The organism is Bacillus sp. AFS040349 (genome assembly GCF_002577655.1).
In the GTDB taxonomy this organism is placed as follows: Bacteria; Bacillota; Bacilli; order Bacillales; family Bacillaceae; genus Metabacillus.
Window position 1 is genome coordinate 47941 of the sequence record NZ_NUMC01000028.1, and the last position, 21833, is coordinate 69773.

Genomic DNA, 21833 nt, shown 5'->3' on the forward strand with positions numbered 1-21833 from the left:
TTAGATATCTTTATTTTGCATAATGATTAAACGTTTTCAAGCTTAATAAAAGTCAATTATATACATAAATCATTGTAATTATAGCATTTTTATGGTAAGTTTTTTTTGCTTGCAAAACGTTACGATTTTCAAAGACAGAGAATGATTGAATTCTTAAAAACGTTTTCAAATATTAGATATATACGTTAAAATAGATAGACAAGAATATAATAGAAGTAATGAAATCGACTAGAGAATCAAACTGAATTGAAAGTGAGTGATCCATTTGGATCTTCTATCCATTAAAGACCCTAGCTTTTTAAAAACATTATCTAACAATGAACTTGAAAAACTTAGTGCAGAAATTCGTGAATTTCTAATAGAAAAATTATCTGAAACAGGCGGGCATATCGGCCCTAATTTGGGTGTTGTCGAGTTAACAATTGCCCTTCATAAAGTGTTTGACAGTCCTAAGGATAAATTTATTTGGGATGTTGGCCATCAATCCTATGTTCATAAAATCTTAACTGGCCGAGCTGGTGATTTTGATACGTTACGTCAATATAAAGGACTTTCAGGCTTTCCAAAACGTGACGAAAGTGAACACGATGTATGGGAAACAGGTCATAGCTCCACATCACTTTCAGCTGCAATGGGCATGGTGATTGCAAGAGATATTAAAAAATCAAAAGAACATATCATCCCTATTATTGGAGACGGTGCATTAACAGGTGGGATGGCCCTTGAGGCGCTAAACCATATTGGACATGAGCAAAAAGATATGATCGTTGTTTTAAATGATAACGAAATGTCAATTGCTCCAAATGTTGGTGCACTTCATAATGTTCTTGGAAGACTTAGAACAGCTGGGAAATACCATTGGGTGAAAGATGAGCTCGAATATTTATTAAAGAAAATACCAGCAGTAGGTGGGAAGCTTGCCGCTACAGCTGAACGAGTGAAAGATAGCTTAAAGTATATGCTTGTTTCAGGCGTCTTCTTCGAAGAACTAGGCTTTACCTATTTAGGTCCTGTTGATGGACATAACTATGATGATTTATTCGAAAATCTTCAATATGCTAAAAAAACGTCAGGTCCTGTCTTGCTTCATGTTATTACTAAGAAGGGTAAGGGGTATCAACCTGCAGAATCTGATAAAGTCGGCACCTGGCACGGAACAGGTCCATATAAGATTGAAACAGGTGACTTTGTGAAACCAAAAGTAATTGGTCCTGCCTGGAGTAAGCTAGTAAGTGATACTGTTCAAAAACTTGCACGTGAAGATGAGAGAATTGTGGCTATTACCCCCGCAATGCCTGTTGGTTCTAAATTAGAAGCTTTTGCTCAGGAATTTCCTGATCGGATGTTTGATGTTGGGATTGCTGAGCAGCATGCGGCTACAGTAGCAGCAGGTCTGGCGACGCAAAATATGAAGCCGTTTTTAGCAATTTACTCGACTTTCTTACAACGAGCTTATGATCAGGTAGTGCATGATATTTGTCGTCAAAATTTAAATGTGTTCATCGGAATTGACAGATCTGGTTTAGTTGGAGCTGATGGTGAAACACATCAAGGTGTATTTGACATTGCCTTTTTACGACATGTTCCAAACATTGTCGTAATGATGGCTAAAGATGAAAATGAGGGTCAGCATCTAGTTAATACGGCGATTAAATATAATGATGGACCGATTGCTCTACGTTATGCCCGAGGAAATGGTTTAGGTGTAGCTATGGACGAAGAGCTTAAGGTGATTCCGATTGGAACTTGGGAAGTGCTAAAGCAAGGTACTGATGCTGTTATCTTAACTTTTGGCACGACAATTGAAATGGCAATGGAAGCTGCCGCAATCTTAGAGAAACAAGGAAAATCAATTCGAGTTGTAAATGCACGTTTCATAAAACCTTTAGATGAAGAAATGCTACATGAAATTTTTGCTGAAGGAATCCCTATTTTGACAATTGAAGAAGCTGTTCTTCAAGGTGGTTTTGGAAGTTCTGTACTTGAATTTGCTCAGGAACATCAATATACGCAAACTGCTATTTCAAGAGTCGGTATTCCAGATCGATTTATTGAACATGGAAGTGTATCTAAGCTTCTTGAGGAAATCGGGATGACGACTGAACATGTAGTTAACAAATTAGATACTATGATTCCTAAAAAAGAAAAAAAGGTACTTCGCTCATGAGTAAAAAAGAAAGAGTAGATATCCTTCTTGTAGAAAATGGTTTGTTTGATACAAGAGAAAAAGCAAAGCGTGCAATAATGGCAGGTCTTATATATGGTAATGAAGAACGATTGGAAAAACCCGGTGAAAAAGTATCAAGAGATGTTGTATTAACAATAAAAGGTCAAACCCTTCCTTATGTAAGTCGTGGTGGCTTAAAACTGGAAAAAGCAATAAAGGAATTTGATATTAATGTTAGTGACAAAATTATGATTGATATCGGCTCATCGACAGGTGGATTTACAGATTGTGCCCTCCAAAACGGTGCAAAGTTATCTTATGCACTTGATGTGGGGTATAATCAATTAGCTTGGAAACTTCGACAAGATGAACGTGTTGTTGTTATGGAGCGAACAAATTTCCGCTACGTAACTCCAGCTGATTTTGAAAAAGGAATGCCAGAGTTTGCATCCATTGATGTTTCATTTATTTCTTTAAGACTTATTTTTCCTGTTCTTAAAACAATTTTACGTGCAGAAAGTGATATTATTGCTCTTGTAAAACCTCAGTTTGAGGCTGGAAAAGAATTTGTAGGAAAAAAAGGTATTGTTCGTGATCCAGAGGTTCATGAGCATGTTCTAAAAGAAATGATGGAATTCGTCCTAAAGGAAGGGTATGACATTCTCAACCTTTCATTTTCCCCGATAACGGGAGGAGATGGAAATATTGAGTTCCTTCTTCATATAAGATGGGAAGGTAATCAGGAAAAAGGAACAAATACTTTTCAAAAATCAGCAAAACAAGTAGTAGAAGAAGCACATGCCACACTAAAAGAAAAAAGGCAAAGTGATAAACAGGATTAATAGCCCTAGCTATTTTCCTGTTTTTTTCAATTTGGTTTTTATAGGAAGTGTCTGTATATTCATGCAATTGCCAATAATCAACAAAGAAATACATAATCCAATTTTGTATTAATTTATGCAGTTTTTCTAAAGCATTTTTATTAAATCTGTACATTTACAAGGATTTAATATAAGATGAGGAGTATAAACATACAAAAAAAGAAGAATTGCATCAATGCAAAAGGGGTGCTTGATATGAATAAAGGACAAAGACATATAAAAATACGTGAAATAATTACAAATAATGATATTGAAACACAAGATGAATTAGTTGATTTATTAAAAGGTATGGGCTTTAATGTAACCCAGGCAACCGTCTCTCGGGACATAAAAGAGCTGCATTTAGTTAAAGTACCAATGCTTGATGGACGATATAAATACAGCTTACCTGCAGACCAAAGGTTCAATCCATTACAAAAACTAAAGCGTGCCTTAATGGATGCGTTTGTTAAGGTGGATTCTGCAGGGCATATGCTTGTGATGAAAACTTTACCAGGAAATGCAAATGCTATCGGGGCTTTAATTGATAACCTTGATTGGGATGAAGTTTTAGGAACGATTTGTGGTGATGATACAATTCTAATCATTTGTCGAACTCCAAATGACACGGATACAATCACACAACGTTTCTTAGATATGCTTTAATTCCTTAGGAAATAAAGTAACAGAAATTATTATTATTATAAGAGGTGTGATTCTGTTTGTTAGCGGAATTATCAATAAAAAACTTTGCAATTATCGAATCTTTAACCATTTCTTTTGAGAGAGGACTAACCGTATTAACTGGTGAAACCGGCGCTGGAAAGTCAATAATCATTGATGCAATCCATTTATTAGCCGGAGCAAGAGGATCTTCTGAATTTGTTCGGTATGGAGAAAAACGAGCAGAATTAGAGGCATTATTTTTATTAGATGGTACAAACCATCCTGTTTATCAAAGATGTGAAGAGTTCGGAATTGATGTTAGTGATGGAATGATTATTCTTAGAAGAGACATGTCTTCAACGGGGAAAAGTATTTGCCGTATTAATGGAAAGTTAGTAACTATTGCTGTTTTAAGAGAAGTTGGTCAGCTTTTGGTTGATATCCACGGGCAGCATGATAATCAAGAGCTTATGAACGAAGAAAATCACCTTTCGTTACTAGATCAATATGGTGGGCAAGAAGTAAAAGATGCACTAGAAGCTTATTTAGATGTTTATCGACATTATGATGGACTTAAAAAGAAAATCACCCAGCTTTCTGAAAATGAACAGGAAATGGCGCATCGGCTTGACTTACTACAATTTCAATTAGACGAAATTGAAAAGGCGGATTTACAGCCAAAAGAGGACGAGCTATTACAAGAAGAGAAAAATCAAATATCCAACTATGAAAAGATATATGACGCTCTAAAAAATGGCTATAATTCTCTTCATGGAGAACAAAAGGGGTTAGATTGGATAGGGCTTGCCATGAGTCAGCTTGAGAATGTGGGCCAAATTAATTCTACATTAAAGGAACTTTCAGAGACCGTTTCAAACGCTTTTTATATGTTGGAAGACATCTCGTATCAGCTAAGAAATGAATTGGAGTCTCTTGAATTTGATCCTGGACGACTGAATTACGTTGAGGGTAGATTGAATGAAATTAACACTTTAAAGAGAAAATATGGTCAATCCGTTGAAGAGATTTTGACATATTCAGCTAAGATTGAAGAGGAAATTGATACGATTCAAAATAAAGATAGCCATTTAACTAAATTACAAAAAGAGCTTCTATCAGTTACAGAAGATTTATCCATTGAGGCGAAAAACCTTTCAATGATTAGGCAGAAGCATGCTAAGTTGTTAGTTAATGAAATTCATCAAGAGCTTAAAGAGCTATATATGGAGAAAACAAGCTTTGATGTTAATATGAAAGAAAAAAGAAGCAATGTTAACGAGATAAGATATACTTCTACAGGTGCAGAAGAAATTGAATTTTATATTTCGACTAACCCTGGTGAGCCATTAAAACCATTAAATAAAACAGCATCAGGTGGGGAACTTTCACGGATTATGCTTGCGATGAAGAGTATTTTTTCACAGCACCAAGGAATTACTTCAATTATATTTGATGAAGTTGATACAGGTGTTAGTGGGCGTGTTGCTCAAGCTATTGCTGAAAAAATTTACCGAGTTTCTAACGGTTCTCAAGTTCTATGTATTACACATCTTCCACAGGTCGCTGCGATGGCTGATACACACTTATATATTGCAAAAGAAACAAAATCGGGTCGAACCAAAACAAGTGTTAAGCCATTGGTAGAAGACGAGAAAGTGAAAGAAATCGGTCGAATGATTGCCGGGGTGGAAGTAACAGAGCTTTCAAAGGAACATGCAAAAGAACTTCTGTTACTTGCTTCTTCGGCAAAACGTTAAGTGAAAGCTGCCACTATATAAGTTGGCAGCTTTTTTGATTTTTATTTATGGTAAGATAAGCCTTTTTTCGCTTTCAAAATGATGTTAATTCTTACAACAAATCCTTTAAATTTCTATCTATTACAGTTATAAATAAGGCCTTAAAAGGCTACATTAAAACTGTAGCCATATTAGAAGATATGGTGTGGGTTAGGAGCGAGGAGAGTGAAGGTTTTTGCAGACAGATAAAATCAGAAAAATAATTGGTGTACTTCTCCTTGTTTTATTAATGAGTTTAGGTTTTATGAAAGAAGTTCAAGAATACGTTAAAATACCTAAAAATATGACGGTATTTGAGTCACAAAATGTGAGCGTGAATCGTTCGATACCTGTAAATGCTTCTCAAGATGCAGAGACAGCGTTTACTGTTCAGAAAAATACGGATGGTAAAACACTTGATGTTCATGGGAAAAAAGCAGGAGAAGGTGAAGTTGTTTTTGATCTTGCTGGCTTTCCGGTGAAAAAAACAGGTGTAAAAGTGTTACCTGATTTCAAGGTCATTCCTGGAGGTCAGTCAATTGGTGTAAAACTGAATACTCTTGGCGTATTGGTGGTTGGACACCATCAAATTAATACTGCAGAAGGTAAGAAGTCTCCAGGTGAAATTGCTGGAGTGGAAGTAGGCGACATTATTACAAAGATAAATGGGAAGAAAATTGAGCAAATGAGCGATGTTACTCCATTTATTCAAGATGCCGGTAATACTGGTAAGCCACTTGATTTAGTGTTATCGAGAGAAGATCAAGAAGTTAAAACAAAACTGTATCCACTAAAAGACGAAAATGATCGTTCATATCGAATAGGATTGTATATTCGCGACTCAGCAGCAGGTATTGGAACCATGACATTTTACGATCCAAAATCTAAGAAATATGGAGCATTGGGTCACGTGATTTCTGATATGGATACGAAAAAGCCAATTGTTGTTGAAAATGGTCAAATCGTTCGATCAACTGTTACTTCAATTGAAAAGGGTAGTAACGGAAACCCAGGTGAAAAACTAGCTAGGTTTTCAGGAGATCGCAAAATTATCGGTAATATTACACGTAATAGTCCTTTTGGTATCTTTGGTGAACTAAATCAAGATATTACAAATGGTATAATGGATAAGGCGATGCCAATTGCTTTATCTAACGAAGTCAAAGAAGGTCCAGCAAAAATCCTAACAGTTGTTGATAATGACAAGGTTGAGGAATTTGATGTAGAAGTCGTTAGCTCTGTTCCTCAAAAGTTCCCAGCAACTAAAGGAATGGTCATTAAAATCACAGATGAAGAATTATTGGATAAAACAGGTGGTATTGTTCAAGGTATGAGCGGAAGTCCGATTATCCAAAATGAAAAAGTCATAGGTGCCGTTACTCACGTATTTGTTAATGATCCAACCTCTGGATATGGTGTTCATATTGAATGGATGCTAAATGAAGCAGGTATTGATATTTATGGAAATCAAGAAAAAGATAAAGCAAGCTAATAAGAAACTGTCAAGAAAATTCTCTTTTCTTGGCAGTTTTTTATCTTTTCCCTTTTCAATGTCCGTGGAATTATGTAAAATAAAGGTGAAAAGATTTTTCGACAAAGTGAACATGGATTTCATTTGTCAAATGGTGTATTAAGTCGAAAAATAGAGTAAATTGAAGAAAAACTTTGTTATCCTCCATTTTTTAAAGTTTTTTCAAAAAAATAAAGGTATTTTTACTGGATTGTCGAATTGATTTATGTAATCATATGTATAGATATAAGATATAATGGCAAATCAACACTGAGGAGGAAGTATTTGTGGGTAAAATTAAAGTTTGTATAGTTGACGATAATCGGGAACTTGTTGGTTTATTAGAAGAATATTTATCAAGCCAAGATGATATTGAGGTTCTTGGTGTTGCATATAATGGTCAAGAATGTTTAAATATGTTAAAAGATAAGGAGCCGGATGTTTTAGTATTGGATATTATTATGCCACACTTAGATGGTCTTGGTGTTTTAGAAAAACTAAGACAAATGGATCGTCCGCAACCAAATGTAATTATGCTTACAGCATTTGGACAAGAAGATGTAACGAAGAAAGCGGTTGACCTTGGAGCTGCTTACTTTATTTTAAAACCGTTTGATATGGAAGGTTTAGCAAGTCACATCCGTCAAGTAAGTGGAAATGCTGCACCAATCATTAAACGAGCTAATTCTTCAATGAGATCTGCTGTTGAGCCACAGTCCAAAGGTAAAAATTTAGATGCTAGCATTACAAGTATCATCCATGAAATTGGAGTTCCTGCACATATAAAAGGCTATTTATACTTACGTGAAGCAATTTCTATGGTTTATAACGATATCGAATTATTAGGATCAATTACAAAAGTGTTATATCCTGATATTGCAAAAAAATATAACACAACTGCATCACGTGTTGAACGTGCTATTCGTCACGCAATTGAAGTGGCATGGAGCCGTGGAAACATAGAGTCAATTTCATCTCTATTTGGCTATACAGTTAGCATGACAAAAGCTAAACCAACAAACAGTGAATTTATTGCAATGGTAGCTGATAAGCTTCGCTTGGAGCATAAAGCGAGCTAATAAATATAATGATAAAACTCCTTAAACCAAAGTGTCTAAGGAGTTTTTTTATGTTTGTGTACAGAAAAAATCACTTATATTTTATCAGATTTTGTTCTAAGGCCTCTAAGTGCTTTTGGGAAACTATTAGTTGTTCTTGAAATGTATCTAATATGTCTTTCGGGAATTCTCGAATTGATAAGAACTTTTTATACATTTTTATAGCGTTTTTTTCTCGTACTATTTGTATTTGAAACGCTTGATAGAGACTTTCTGTATCCTTTTTTATATAATGTCTTGCTCTATCTTTTGGAAGGTCAATATTATATTTTTTAAATAACGGTAGTAAAGTGCTAATCAGGTGTTGATCTTCGATTTTCATCTGAACAAAAGGACGGATACTACCGTATTTTTCAATAGAATAATCAAAGTTTGCTTGCTTTAAATATTTATCTTCAAGAGCATAAGAAAGTGCCTCGGCCAGAGATATGTTTGAGTCTTCTAAAGCTTCTCGAGCTCCGTATTTTACAGATTCATTACCAATTGTATGGGTAGGAGAAAAGACCATTATAAAAAGAAATAAAACGGTGCAAATCATACGCGGCTTCATGTTGTGATTCTCCTTTAGCATCGTTTATATTTAATTTTACTATTCACTAAAGATTAAAATCTTATGTAACGGGGCAGGGAAATGGTCTATCCCCAAGTCAGTATATGGCCGGAATGTGATAATCCTCCGCCAAATCCGTAAAGTAATAAAGTGTCTCCTGTTTTCACTTTACCTTCCTTTATGCCTAAATCGAGAGCTAATGGAATGGAGGCAGCAGAAGTATTGCCGTAATGAACTAAACTATATAAAGTTTGATCAATTGTGAATCCGCTTTTTTCACATATTGATTCAATCATGCGCAAATTGGCACTGTGTGGGATAAACCAGTCAATATCATCTTTAGTTAAGTTAGAATCAGCTAACAAGGTATTAATACCGCTTGGGACCGTTGTAACAGCCCATCGATAAACCTCTCTACCGTTTTGTACTAATTGTTTTTTATCTTGAAGATCTTGATCGAACATCGTAGTTGAGAGGTGTGTACCGTACAAATGGAGCCCTTTTTCTCCTTCAGAATTCACAGTTGATGCCAGAAATTGGCCTTCGCTGTCGGCTTCCATCAAAACAGCCCCTGCACCGTCACCAAATAAAATGCAAGATGTTCGATCTGTAAAGTCTGTTATTTTTGATAAGGTCTCCCCTCCAATTACTAGTATTTTTTTATGAAGCCCACTTGATAGTAAACTGTTAGCAATATGCAGTGCGTATGTAAAACCAGCACATGCGGCATTTAAATCGAGAGCTCCTGCCTGTCTAATACCTAATCTACCTTGAACATATGAAGCAACACTTGGTGTTAAAAAATCTGGTGAAAGTGTACTAACAATAATAAAGTCAACATCACTGATTTCTTTGTTATACCGAATAACTAAATCTTCAACAGCTTTTACACAAAGGTCGCTTGTGAATTCATTTTCCGCAGCAAGGCGTCTTTCCTTAATTCCTGTTCGTTTTGAAATCCATTCATCGTTTGTATCAATAAATTGAACAAAATCATTATTTGTCATGATTTTGGTGGGGACATAGGTGCCAATAGCAGTGATTCTGGCGTTTGATCGCATTCATATCACCTCATCAAATTTTATAAGTTTATCATAACACCTATTATTATTACTTGGTACTAAAAAATTAAAGAATAAAGGAAAGTGGGTAAAAAGGTAGAATAAAAAAATTGATAAATTTTACTGTTGAGGATGGTACAATGAGCGTGGGTAGAAAAAAACCCTTAAATACTTATCGTCTGTGATAAGTTTTAAGGGCATAGCAGAAGAGAGTATTAAATTAATTCTGATCTTCTTCTTCTTTATTAAGTTCTGCTAGTTTAGCAAGTAAAATATGCTGTGGCATATGCATTACTTGTTCCAATGGGACATTAAGCGAAGCGGCTAACTTTTGTGCAGTGTCTGCAGAGATTTGTAATGGTCTCATAAGAATCATCCCTCCTATTTATAGTTAACTATTATTTTACATGAAATGAAGGTGTAAACAAGATGACATTAATTATTGGTCACAGAGGAGCAGCTGGAACGTACCCGGAAAATACGATGCTTTCATTTAAAGGAGCACATCAAGCGGGGGCAAACGGAATTGAGCTGGATGTTCAATTGACAAAAGATGGAGAGCTAGTCGTCATTCATGATGAAACAGTAGATCGAACAACAAATGGTTCGGGTTACGTAAAGGATTTAACCTTAAAGCAACTTTCTCACCTTGATGCATGCTATACATTCAAACAATATAGTAAAAAAACACCTATTCCAACCCTTGAAGAGGTGTTAAATTGGGCTTCTCAGCTACAAGATTCTTTTGTAGTTGATATTGAATTTAAAAATGGAATCATTCAGTATCCACATTTAGAACAGAAAACAATCGAATTAATACATAAATATAATATGCAGAAGAGTGTGATCATCTCTTCTTTTAATCATTATAGTTTAGTTACTTGTAAGCAGATTGATGCTGAAATTGAAACGGCTATTCTTTATATGGAAGGGTTATATAAACCTTGGGATTATGCAAAAACAGTCGGAGCTAAAGGTCTTCATCCACATTATTATGCAGTCAACTCTTTTATACTTAATGAGGCAAGATTAAACTTTCTCGATGTAAGACCATTTACTGTTAATGATGAAGAAGTAATGAAAAACTTAGTTAATGATGGATGTGCGGCGTTTATAACTGATTTTCCTGAGAAAGCAGTAAACATAAACAAAGAAGAGTGAGCTATTATACCAGCTCACTCTTTTTATTTATTCCTTTCAAATCATGCCTATTCTCTTTTACTGAACCGTTTTTGTACTTTATTTCGTTTACGATCTCGATAAAAAATAAATCCTGCTACAAAGGCTAGTCCACCTAAAAATAGAATTAAGCCGATGATAAATTGTAGAGCCAAGAAAGGAATAGGAGGTTGTAGGATACCAAATGTCATATCTCTCATAAGCTTAATTCCATAGGCAGCTAACATACCTGGGATGACCATAATGATTAATGCAATTATCCTCGACATTATTCTTCGTCCTTTCGTATTCTCAAAATAATTGTCTGTTTCGAAGCCTGGTTTGTCAAGTGGTATTCTTTTAGGATAAAATAGAACTATGCAAAAAATTGCAATATGTCAACATAGGTTACGGATGGACTTTAATGTGAAATAAAGGGGATAGATTGTATGCAACAAGTTGTGATCATAGGTGCTGGTAAAGGTGGTAAGGCACTAATAAAAAGAATGGTTGAAACAAAGATGATGGACGTAATGTTGGTTATTGATAAGAATGAGCATGCTCCTGGATTAAAATATGCAAAAGCTCAAGGAATTCAAACAGCTACTAATTGGAGAGAGATTACCAATCAAAATGTAAATATTATTATAGATGCAACGGGATCAAATGAACTAATGCACGAGCTTCAAAAGGAGAAACATCCTGATACAACCATTATACCGGGATCTGTTGCACTACTTATCTCTGAGTTAGTCGAAGAAAAAGAGGTGTTGATTGCCAGATTAAAGGAAGAAACTTATAAGCAGCAAACGATCTTTAATTCCACAAATGACGGCATGATCGTTATTGATATCAACGAGCGAATCATACTTTTTAATAAAACTGCAGAAAAAATCACCGGATTTCCTCGAAAAAAGGCAATTGGTTTAAAAATAAAGGAAGTAATTCCGTCGACAAAGCTGGGAAGAACTTTAAAAACTCGAGAAGTTGAGACCAATCAAGAGCAGGTTCTTGAAAATGGGTTAAAAATTATTACGACAAGAATTCCTTTAATCGATGAATCAGGAAATTTATTAGGAGCCTTGTCGTTATTTAAAGATATCACAGAAGTGGTGAACTTAGCAGAAGAAGTAACAAATTTAAAAGATATACAAATGATGCTTGAGGCAATCATTCAGTCTTCTGAAGAGGCAATTTCAGTTGTTGATGAGGAAGGACGTGGAATTCTAATCAATCGGGCTTACACAAAACTAACCGGATTAACAGAAGAACAAGTGATAGGTAAGCCTGCTACAGCTGACATATCTGAGGGAGAAAGTATGCATATGAAGGTGTTGCAAACAAGGCGCGCTGTTCGAGGTGTAAGAATGAAGGTCGGCCCTGCGAAAAAAGATGTTATCGTAAATGTTGCACCTGTTATCGTGAGCGGAAAGCTCAAAGGAAGTGTTGGCGTAATCCATGACGTGTCAGAAATTAAAACACTCACAACTGAATTAAACAGAGCAAGACAGATCATTAGGACACTTGAAGCTAAATATTCTTTTGAAGATATTATTGGAGTTAGTGATGAGATGAAAATGGCTATTGAGCAGGCGAAGCTTGGAGCGAAAACCCCTGCCACCGTTCTGTTAAGAGGAGAATCAGGTACAGGTAAAGAACTTTTTGCCCACGCGATACATAATGCTAGTGATCGAAAATTCAATAAATTCATTCGGGTAAATTGTGCGGCTATTGCTGAAAACCTTCTTGAAAGTGAATTGTTTGGCTATGAAGAAGGGGCTTTTTCTGGTGCAAAACGTGGTGGAAAACGAGGGTTTTTTGAGGAAGCAAATAATGGAAGTATTTTCTTGGATGAAATAGGTGAACTTTCCGCCAATATGCAAGCGAAATTACTTCGTGTTTTACAGGAAAATGAAATTGTAAGAGTCGGAGGAACAAAGCCTACTTCTGTTAATGTTCGTTGTATTGCAGCGACGAATGTAAATATCGAAAAAGCAATGGCTGAGGGTCTTTTTCGTGAAGATCTGTACTATAGATTAAATCGTTATCCTATTTCCATTCCACCATTAAGAGATCGTAAAGAAGATATTCCTGCCCTTTGTGAGAGACTACTTCGTAAGTTAAACCAAGACTATGGAAGGAATATTGAGAGTCTCACGTCACAGGCAATTAAGAAGCTGATGGAGTATAATTGGCCGGGAAATGTAAGGGAGCTTGAAAATGTTCTAGGCAGGGCAATTATTTTTATGGAGCATCATGAGACAGCGATTGATGGGCAACATATACCATTGCTTCAGCAACCAGCCAAAGAGGCGAAGATACAAGATAATATCTCAATTGTTCATAATAATAGTGAAACACTTGCGGAAGCTGTAGAAAGAGTGGAAGCGGAAGTGATTAAGAAGTCTTTAGAACAACATGAATATAATCGAACCCAAACAGCAAAGGCTTTAGGAATATCACTCCGAAGTTTGTATTATAAGATGGAGAAATACAACCTTGCAAATAATAGCATGCAACATGATTCATAGTTTGCAAAATGATGCATAATCGTTATATGATAAGGGAGGATAAATTTCTTGTATTAAAAAATTTATCTCCCTAATTATACATATGTAAAAAAAGTTAAATGCGGATAAATGAATAATGGACAAGTTCAATATAAAAAATATAAATATTTTTGGCACGCTTCTTGCTTAAAAGATAGTAGAGGCTGATGAAAAACATCTTGGAAGGAAATGAGTAGCAAATGAATTTGGAAAGCCTTCTAAATGAAGCAGTGAACAAGAAAGGGCAAACTGTTGCAGTTGCTCAAGCAGAGGATGAGGAAGTAATAGAAGCTGTAGTGCAAGCTACTCATCGAGGTCTTGCACAATTTTTATTATTCGGTAATCGAGATGAAATTGACTATTTACTGAATCAAAAAAATGTAGCAAAAGAACATGTGCACATTTTTCATGCTAGAACTAAGGAGCAAGCAGCAGAACTAGCTGTTAGAGCGGTTCACCAAAATGAAGCGACCGTACTTATGAAAGGTAATATCTCAAGTTCCATCCTTTTAAAGGCTGTCTTAAATAAGGAATATGGGTTAAGAACGGGAAGGATTTTATCTCATGTAGCTTTGTTTGATGTTCCGGGTTTTACCAATTCAATTATTGTGACTGATGCTGCGATGAATATTGTTCCTGATTTACTTCAGAAAGAGCAAATTATTGTTAATTCTGTCCAAATTGCTCAATCCATTGGTATAAAACTACCTAAAGTAGCAGCAATTGCTGCTATTGAGGGGATAAATCCTTCTATGCAAGCAACGTTAGATGCAGCTTCACTAACGATAATGAATAAAAGAGGACAAATAAAAGATTGTATCATTGATGGACCGTTAGCGCTTGATAATGCAATTTCTATATCGGCGGCTGAACATAAAGGAATTACAAGTGAGGTAGCCGGTCAGGCTGATATCTTACTTGTCCCGACTATTGAAGTAGGAAATGTACTTTATAAGTCTTTAATTTATTTTGCGAAGGCTAAGGTTGGGGCAGTGATTGCAGGAGCAAAAGCACCAATTGTTTTAACGAGTCGATCTGATTCTTCAGAAAGCAAACTTTATTCATTGGCGTTAGCTTTATGTTCAACCGGAAAGTAATCATTAGGAGGAAACACAATATGGAAATTTTTAAATATATGGAGCAGTACGATTATGAGCAATTGGTATTTTGTCAGGATAAACAATCAGGATTAAAGGCGATTATTGCCATCCATGACACAACGTTAGGACCTGCCTTAGGTGGGACGCGCATGTGGACATATAATTCTGAAGAAGAAGCGATAGAAGATGCTCTTCGTTTAGCACGAGGAATGACTTATAAAAATGCTGCTGCCGGATTAAATCTTGGTGGAGGAAAAACAGTTATCATTGGAGATCCACGAAAAGATAAAAATGAAGAAATGTTTCGAGCATTTGGTCGTTACATCCAAGGGTTGAACGGTCGATACATTACAGCTGAGGATGTTGGTACAACGGTTGCTGATATGGACTTAATTCATGAAGAAACAGATTATGTGACAGGAATTTCACCTGCTTTTGGGTCATCAGGCAATCCGTCACCTGTTACAGCTTATGGAGTTTATCGTGGCATGAAAGCAGCAGCAAAAGAGGCGTTTGGTACTGACTCACTCGAAGGTAAGGTCGTTGCGGTTCAAGGAGTTGGAAATGTTGCGTATAATCTTTGCAAGCATTTACATGAAGAGGGTGCACAACTAATCGTAACAGATATTAACAAAGATGCAGTACGTCGTGCGGTTGAAGATTTTAATGCAAGAGCAGTAGAGCCAAATGAAATATACGGAGTAGACTGTGATATCTATGCTCCTTGTGCACTGGGTGCAACTATTAACGATGTAACAATTCCACAGTTAAAAGCTAAGGTTATTGCTGGAGCAGCAAATAATCAGCTGAAAGATACGCAACATGGTGACATTATTCATGAAATGGGTATTGTTTATGCACCGGATTATGTTATAAACGCAGGTGGCGTAATTAATGTGGCTGATGAACTATATGGATACAACAGCGAAAGAGCGCTGAAAAAAGTTGAAACGATTTATAACAATATTTCACGTGTAATTGAAATAGCAAAACGTGACGGAATCCCTACTTATCTTGCAGCAGACCGCTTAGCAGAGGAAAGAATTGAACGAATGAGAAATTCACGTAGTCAATTTCTACAAAATGGACATCATATTTTAAGTCGTAGATAATTAAATCCAGGGAGTCAGGAGTGTGCTTCTAACTCCCTCGTACATAATCCTATCTTTTGGAAAAGATGTCTGAGAAACAGCGGAGGTTTAGACGTTGGAATTAAAAGAATATCGAATCCTTGTCATTAATCCGGGATCCACTTCAACAAAGATTGGTGTTTTTGATAACGAAAGATCGATCTTTGAAAAAACATTAAGACATGATTCTGAGAAGCTGAATACCTTTCCTCATATTATCGATCAGTATGAGTTTCGAAAACAAACGATCTTAGAAACACTAGATGAAGAAGGAATGAACATTTCGAAATTAAGTGCCGTTTGTGGACGTGGAGGTTTACTTCGTCCGATTGAAGGCGGCACCTATACAGTTAATGATCAAATGATTGAGGACTTGCGGAAAGGATTTGCTGGTCAACATGCGTCTAATTTAGGCGGTATTATTGCATTTGAAATTGCGGATGCCTTAAATATCCCTGCGTTTATTGTTGACCCTGTTGTTGTAGATGAAATGGAAGAGATTGCGAAAATCTCAGGTGTTCCATCCATTCAACGAAGAAGTATCTTTCATGCCTTAAATCAAAAAGCTGTCGCAAGAAGAGTGGCATCGGATTTAAATAAACGATATGAAGATTTGAATTTAATCGTTACCCATATGGGTGGTGGAATTACAGTTGGTGTTCATCGTAACGGACGTGTAATCGATGTAAACAATGGATTGCATGGTGACGGGCCTTTTAGTCCTGAACGTGCAGGGACAGTTCCAGCAGGAGACCTTGTAAGTATGTGTTATTCTGGAGAATACTTCCGTGAAGAAATGATGAAAAAACTAGTAGGTCAAGGTGGACTCGTTGGATATCTAGGGACGAATGATGCAATTAAAGTTGAAAAAATGGTGGAGGCAGGAGATCAAAAAGCTGCCCTGATTTATTCAGCTATGGCCTATCAAATTGCGAAAGAAATAGGTTCAGCAAGTGCTGTATTAAAAGGGAAAGTCGATGCGATTGTGTTAACAGGCGGACTTGCATATGGCAAAAAATTTGTGAAAGAAATTTCTTCCTACATTGATTGGATTGCAGATGTTTTAGTTTTTCCAGGTGAAAATGAACTTCAGGCTTTAGCAGAAGGTGCTTTACGAGTACTGAGAAATGAAGAAGATGCAAAACATTATCCTAATGAAAAGATGGTTTCAAAGATCTTTTAGTCATATGCGAATGTTTGAAGCTAGATAAAGAGAGGGTGTTTTAATGGCGACGGAATATGATTTGGTTATTCTCGGGGGAGGTACAGGAGGCTATGTAGCAGCTATTCGTGCTTCTCAGCTTGGTCTTAAAACAGCGGTTGTTGAAAAAAGCAAGCTAGGAGGAACCTGTCTTCATAAAGGCTGTATCCCTAGCAAAGCTTTATTGAGAAGTGCTGAAGTATATGCAACGACTAAAAAATCAGAAGAATACGGTGTTGAAACATCTGGAGTGAATTTGAACTTTTTAAGAGTTCAAGAACGTAAGCAATCAATAGTAAATCAATTATATACTGGTGTCCAGCAGTTAATGAAAAAAGGAAAGATAGATGTTTATGAAGGGATTGGCCGTATATTAGGTCCTTCCATCTTTTCGCCGATGCCCGGTACCATCTCTGTTGAAATGAACAATGGAGAAGAAAATGAAATGCTAATACCTAAAAATGTTATTATCGCAACTGGGTCTAGACCACGTACTCTGCAAGGCTTAGAAATTGATGGGAACATTGTATTAAGTTCTGATGAAGCACTTGAATTAACGGAACTACCAAAATCAATCCTCATTGTTGGTGGTGGAGTAATTGGAATAGAATGGGCATCCATGCTCTCAGATTTTGGTGTTGAGGTAACTGTACTGGAATATTCAGATCGAATTCTTCCGACAGAAGATAAAGAGATAGCGAAAGAAATGAATAAGCTAATGACAAACAAAGGTATTACACTTGTCACTAGTGCCAAGGTTTTACCTGCAACAGTAAGTAAAGACAAAAATGGCATTTCCGTGAAAGCTGATCATAACGGGGAAATGAAAGAATTTACAGCCGAAAAAATGCTAGTATCTGTTGGACGATTACCAAATGTCGAAGGAATTGGAGTAGAAAATACAGATATTCAGCTTGAAAAGGGTTATATCAATACCAATGATTTTTACCAAACGAAAGAGTCTCATATTTATGCAATTGGGGATGTGATCGGGGGATTGCAGCTTGCTCATGTTGCCTCATATGAGGGAATCATTGCGGTTGAACATATAGTAGGAAAAGAGCCTATGCCAATGGATGAAACCCTCATTTCAAAGTGTATCTACAGTTCTCCTGAAATTGCTAGTGTTGGCTATACAGAGGACGAGGCAAAAGAGAAAGGCTTTAAAGTAAAGGTAGGAAAATTTCCTTTTAAAGCGATAGGAAAAGCTCTTGTCTACGGAGAAACAGATGGATTTGTTAAGCTGATTGCTGATTCAGAGTCAGATGACTTATTGGGTGTTCATATGATTGGACCTCATGTCACAGACATGATTTCTGAAGCTGGACTTGCAAAAGTGTTGGATGCAACTCCGTGGGAGATTTCACATACGATTCACCCACATCCAACTTTATCCGAAGCAATTGGTGAAGCCGCTCTTGCGGTTTATGGAAAAGCGATCCATTCATAAATTACATTTATCTTGCCTGAAATAAAGAGTCTGGTAGAACAAATAGTCTTAATCTATAACAGTTACGTTGCTACCAGTGCTCATCCTTTTAAATAGGAGGAATTGATATGACAGAAAACCGTCATCTCTCATTAAACCTTACGGATGAAGATGTATTAAATATGTATGAAACAATGTTATTAGCAAGGAAAATTGATGAACGTATGTGGTTATTAAACCGTTCAGGTAAAATACCATTTGTCATTTCTTGCCAAGGACAGGAAGCAGCTCAAGTAGGTGCTGCATATGCGTTAGATCGTAACAATGACTATGTACTTCCTTACTACCGTGATATGGGTGTTGTTCTAGCATTTGGTATGACAGCAAAAGAACTTATGCTTTCTGCTTTTGCTAAAGCGGAAGATCCAAATTCAGGTGGTCGACAAATGCCCGGACATTTTGGTCAAAAGAAAAACAGGATTGTAACGGGCTCTTCACCTGTTACAACACAAGTGCCTCATGCAGTAGGGGTTGCTCTAGCTGGTAGAATGCAAAAGGAAAATCTTGTAACATTCGTTACATTTGGGGAAGGCTCTTCCAATCAGGGAGATTTTCATGAAGGAGCCAATTTTGCTGCTGTTCATAAACTTCCTGTTATATTCATGTGTGAAAATAACAAATATGCTATTTCAGTTCCTTATGACAAACAAGTTGCATGTGAGAAAATTTCAGATCGAGCCATAGGGTATGGTATGCCTGGTGAAACGGTTGATGGAAATGATCCACTTGAAGTATATCGAGCTGTAAAAGAAGCTGCAGACCGCGGTCGTCGCGGAGAAGGTCCTACCTTAATTGAAACAATCTCCTATCGCTTAACACCACACTCTAGTGATGATGATGATCGTAGCTATCGTGAGCAGGAAGAAGTGGCTGAAGCGAAGAAAAACGATCCTATCTTAAAATTTGCTCAATACTTAAAAGAATTAAATATTTTAACCGATGAAAAAGAAAAACAAATCGTTGAAAACATTATGAATCTTGTAAACGAAGCAACTGAATACGCTGAAGCGGCTCCATATGCGGATCCAGAACATGCGTTAAAGTATGTATACGCAGAGTAAGGGGGAAGAAAAATGGCGATTATTTCTTATATAGATGCCATTACAATGGCGATGCGTGAAGAAATGGAGCGCGATGAAAAAGTTTTTGTTTTAGGAGAAGATGTTGGCTTAAAAGGTGGAGTTTTTAAAGCAACAGCTGGATTATACGAAAAATTCGGTGAAGAAAGAGTCATTGACACTCCTCTGGCTGAGTCAGCGATTGCTGGTGTAGGAATTGGTGCAGCGATGTATGGAATGAGACCGATCGCTGAGATGCAGTTTGCTGATTTTATTATGCCTGCAGTAAATCAAATTATTTCAGAAGCAGCAAAAATTCGTTATCGCTCTAACAATGATTGGACTTGTCCTATAACGATAAGAGCACCCTTTGGTGGAGGAGTGCATGGTGCATTGTATCACTCGCAATCAGTGGAGGCGGTTTTTGCTAACCAGCCAGGGTTGAAAATTGTCATCCCATCAACTCCTTATGATGCGAAAGGCTTGTTAAAGGCTGCCATTCGTGATGAAGATCCAGTGTTATTTTTTGAACATAAGCGTGCTTATCGTTTAATCAAAGGTGAAGTTCCAGCAGATGATTATGTGTTACCAATTGGAAAAGCTGATGTAAAGCGTGAAGGAGAAGACGTAACGGTTATCACTTATGGTCTATGTGTTCATTTCGCCTTGCAAGCTGCCGAACGTTTAGCTAATGATGGTATTTCCGTACACGTTCTTGATTTAAGAACAATTTATCCTTTAGACAAAGAAGCAATCATTGAGGCTGCTTCAAAAACAGGAAAAGTTCTTCTTGTGACAGAGGATAATAAAGAAGGAAGTATTATCGGTGAAGTGTCGGCCATTATTGCAGAGAATTGCTTATTTGATTTAGATGCACCAATTAAACGATTAGCTGGACCAGATGTTCCGTCAATGCCTTATGCCCCAACGATGGAAAAATACTTTATGATTAATCCTGATAAAGTTGAGGCAGCGATACGTGAGCTTGCTGAATTTTAATAGTAAAGCCTTTTTAATGAGGAGGATTATAAGTGGCAATTGAACAAATTAAAATGCCTCAACTAGGTGAAAGCGTCACAGAGGGTACCATTAGCAAGTGGCTTGTGGCTGTTGGTGATACAGTGAATAAGTATGATCCCCTTGCTGAAGTAATGACAGATAAAGTAAATGCAGAAGTACCATCTTCTTTTACAGGTGTTATTAGTGAGCTAATTGCAGAAGAAGGAGATACTTTAGCAGTTGGTGAAGTGATTTGTACAATAGAGGTCAGTGGGATAGAGCATAAAGGTGAAAGTAAAGAGGTCACTAAGAATAATAAGGAATCTGTTTCAGAACATAACGTTAGCATGAATGATCAATCGAATAAAAAACGCTATTCACCTGCAGTTCTAAGAATTGCCCAAGAACATGATATAAACTTAGAGCTAGTAAATGGAACGGGTGCGGGTGGAAGAATTACAAGAAAAGATCTATTAAAGCTAATAGAAAGTGGAGCAATTCCTTCTGGTCAGCTAGAAGAGAAAAAGCCGGTTGAGGAAATCCCTGTAAATAATATTTCAGAATCACTATCCAAACAAACTCAGCCTCTACCACCGAGTGCTCCGGGAGATATTGAAATTCCAGTATCAGGAGTTAGAAAAGCAATTGCTGCAAACATGGTTCGCAGCAAACATGAAGCTCCTCATGCATGGATGATGATGGAAGTGGATGTTACAAATTTAGTTCAATACCGTAATTCTGTAAAAGATGAATTTAAGAAAAATGAAGGCTTTAACTTAACTTTCTTTGCCTTTTTTGTAAAAGCAGTAGCTCAAGCACTAAAAGAATTTCCTCAAATTAATTCAATGTGGGCGGGAGATAAAATTATCCAGAAAAAGGAGATTAATATTTCCATAGCTGTTGCAACAGAGGATTCACTTTACGTTCCGGTTATTAAAAATGCAGATGAGAAAACAATCAAGGGAATTGCAAGAGAGATTACAGATCTTGCATATAAAGTCCGAAGCGGAAAATTAACCTCAGCTGATATGCAGGGTGGAACATTTACGGTAAATAACACTGGTTCTTTCGGATCTGTACAATCAATGGGGATAATTAATTATCCACAAGCAGCAATTGTTCAAGTTGAATCTATTGTTAAGAGACCTGTCATTATTGATGGCATGATAGCTGTAAGAGATATGGTTAATTTATGTATGTCTTTAGATCATAGAGTGCTTGATGGATTAATTTGCGGTCGATTCTTATCGCGGGTTAAAGAAATTCTAGAAACTACATCAAAAGAAACTACATCGATTTATTAAGTTGTTCAAAAAGGAAGCAATGGTTAAGGTTGCTTCTTTTTTATTTTTTTCCAATTTCACAAAAAGTTTTTAAAAAAACAAATCTTTTTTTAAATCATACTGAAATAACAAGGAGCAAAGGTTTGTAGAACATCATTG

General features: G+C 36.5%; 19 protein-coding genes. 15 read left to right on the plus strand and 4 right to left on the minus strand.

Annotated features, from left to right (window positions below; all coding sequences use genetic code 11):
- The first annotated feature begins 265 nt into the window (after positions 1 to 265).
- From dxs to spo0A, 6 genes are all read left to right on the plus strand, one after another.
- Positions 266 to 2167, plus strand: a complete 1902-nt coding sequence (dxs, locus tag COD11_RS06965) for a 1-deoxy-D-xylulose-5-phosphate synthase (protein WP_098796036.1) — start codon at positions 266 to 268, stop codon at positions 2165 to 2167.
- A complete protein-coding gene (locus COD11_RS06970) occupies positions 2164 to 3009 on the plus strand; it encodes a TlyA family RNA methyltransferase (RefSeq protein ID WP_098796037.1) in 846 nt (281 codons plus the stop codon). Before dxs ends, COD11_RS06970 begins: the two co-directional genes overlap by 4 nt.
- A 234-nt stretch (positions 3010 to 3243) precedes the next feature.
- Positions 3244 to 3693 (plus strand): transcriptional regulator AhrC/ArgR, encoded by a 450-nt coding sequence (gene ahrC / locus COD11_RS06975; protein WP_098796038.1) that lies wholly within the window; start codon positions 3244 to 3246, stop codon positions 3691 to 3693.
- A 56-nt stretch (positions 3694 to 3749) separates the two neighbouring features.
- Positions 3750 to 5450 (plus strand): DNA repair protein RecN, encoded by a 1701-nt coding sequence (gene recN / locus COD11_RS06980; protein WP_098796039.1) that lies wholly within the window; start codon positions 3750 to 3752, stop codon positions 5448 to 5450.
- 214 nt (positions 5451 to 5664) lie between these two features.
- Entirely contained in the window at positions 5665 to 6960 is a 1296-nt protein-coding gene (spoIVB, locus tag COD11_RS06985) for a SpoIVB peptidase (protein ID WP_098796040.1), read from the plus strand.
- A gap of 305 nt (positions 6961 to 7265) precedes the next feature.
- Positions 7266 to 8057 carry a sporulation transcription factor Spo0A gene (spo0A, locus tag COD11_RS06990; RefSeq protein ID WP_098796041.1) on the plus strand — a complete coding sequence of 264 codons (792 nt, stop codon included), beginning with the start codon at positions 7266 to 7268 and terminating at the stop codon, positions 8055 to 8057.
- Positions 8058 to 8127: 70 nt separating this feature from the next.
- Here spo0A and COD11_RS06995 read toward each other — a convergent pair whose 3' ends face one another.
- The 3 genes from COD11_RS06995 to COD11_RS07005 form a co-directional block, all read right to left on the minus strand.
- Positions 8128 to 8646 carry a ferritin family protein gene (locus tag COD11_RS06995; RefSeq protein ID WP_098796042.1) on the minus strand — a complete coding sequence of 173 codons (519 nt, stop codon included), beginning with the start codon at positions 8644 to 8646 and terminating at the stop codon, positions 8128 to 8130.
- An 86-nt stretch (positions 8647 to 8732) separates the two neighbouring features.
- On the minus strand, positions 8733 to 9707 hold the full coding sequence (locus tag COD11_RS07000) for a ketoacyl-ACP synthase III (RefSeq protein WP_098796043.1): 975 nt from the start codon (positions 9705 to 9707) through the stop codon (positions 8733 to 8735).
- Between the two features lie 220 nt (positions 9708 to 9927).
- The gene (locus COD11_RS07005) at positions 9928 to 10074 is read right to left on the minus strand and encodes a YycC family protein (protein WP_098796044.1); all 147 of its coding nucleotides are present in this window, start codon (positions 10072 to 10074) and stop codon (positions 9928 to 9930) included.
- A 62-nt stretch (positions 10075 to 10136) separates the two neighbouring features.
- Between COD11_RS07005 and COD11_RS07010 the strand changes: the two genes are divergently transcribed.
- The gene (locus tag COD11_RS07010) at positions 10137 to 10868 is read left to right on the plus strand and encodes a glycerophosphodiester phosphodiesterase (protein WP_098796045.1); all 732 of its coding nucleotides are present in this window, start codon (positions 10137 to 10139) and stop codon (positions 10866 to 10868) included.
- A gap of 47 nt (positions 10869 to 10915) precedes the next feature.
- Here COD11_RS07010 and COD11_RS07015 read toward each other — a convergent pair whose 3' ends face one another.
- A complete protein-coding gene (locus COD11_RS07015; RefSeq protein WP_098796046.1) occupies positions 10916 to 11155 on the minus strand; it encodes a DUF2627 domain-containing protein in 240 nt (79 codons plus the stop codon).
- A gap of 159 nt (positions 11156 to 11314) precedes the next feature.
- Between COD11_RS07015 and COD11_RS07020 the strand changes: the two genes are divergently transcribed.
- The 8 genes from COD11_RS07020 (at position 11315) to COD11_RS07055 (ending at position 21695) form a co-directional block, all read left to right on the plus strand.
- Positions 11315 to 13396: a sigma-54 interaction domain-containing protein gene (locus tag COD11_RS07020; protein WP_098796047.1), complete on the plus strand. Its 2082-nt coding sequence runs from the start codon at positions 11315 to 11317 to the stop codon at positions 13394 to 13396.
- Positions 13397 to 13614: 218 nt separating this feature from the next.
- Positions 13615 to 14511, plus strand: coding sequence for a phosphate butyryltransferase (gene yqiS / locus COD11_RS07025; protein WP_098796048.1), 897 nt, complete (start codon positions 13615 to 13617; stop codon positions 14509 to 14511).
- A gap of 20 nt (positions 14512 to 14531) precedes the next feature.
- Complete coding sequence (gene bcd / locus COD11_RS07030) at positions 14532 to 15626, plus strand: branched-chain amino acid dehydrogenase (protein WP_098796049.1); 1095 nt, start codon at positions 14532 to 14534, stop codon at positions 15624 to 15626.
- A 94-nt stretch (positions 15627 to 15720) separates the two neighbouring features.
- A complete protein-coding gene (buk, locus tag COD11_RS07035; RefSeq protein ID WP_098796050.1) occupies positions 15721 to 16827 on the plus strand; it encodes a butyrate kinase in 1107 nt (368 codons plus the stop codon).
- A gap of 43 nt (positions 16828 to 16870) precedes the next feature.
- Positions 16871 to 18295 carry a dihydrolipoyl dehydrogenase gene (lpdA, locus tag COD11_RS07040; RefSeq protein WP_098796051.1) on the plus strand — a complete coding sequence of 475 codons (1425 nt, stop codon included), beginning with the start codon at positions 16871 to 16873 and terminating at the stop codon, positions 18293 to 18295.
- A 107-nt stretch (positions 18296 to 18402) separates the two neighbouring features.
- On the plus strand, positions 18403 to 19395 hold the full coding sequence (locus COD11_RS07045) for a thiamine pyrophosphate-dependent dehydrogenase E1 component subunit alpha (RefSeq protein WP_098796052.1): 993 nt from the start codon (positions 18403 to 18405) through the stop codon (positions 19393 to 19395).
- Positions 19396 to 19407: 12 nt separating this feature from the next.
- Complete coding sequence (locus tag COD11_RS07050; protein ID WP_098796053.1) at positions 19408 to 20391, plus strand: alpha-ketoacid dehydrogenase subunit beta; 984 nt, start codon at positions 19408 to 19410, stop codon at positions 20389 to 20391.
- Positions 20392 to 20423: 32 nt separating this feature from the next.
- Positions 20424 to 21695 (plus strand): dihydrolipoamide acetyltransferase family protein, encoded by a 1272-nt coding sequence (locus tag COD11_RS07055; protein WP_098796054.1) that lies wholly within the window; start codon positions 20424 to 20426, stop codon positions 21693 to 21695.
- Positions 21696 to 21833 lie beyond the last annotated feature (138 nt).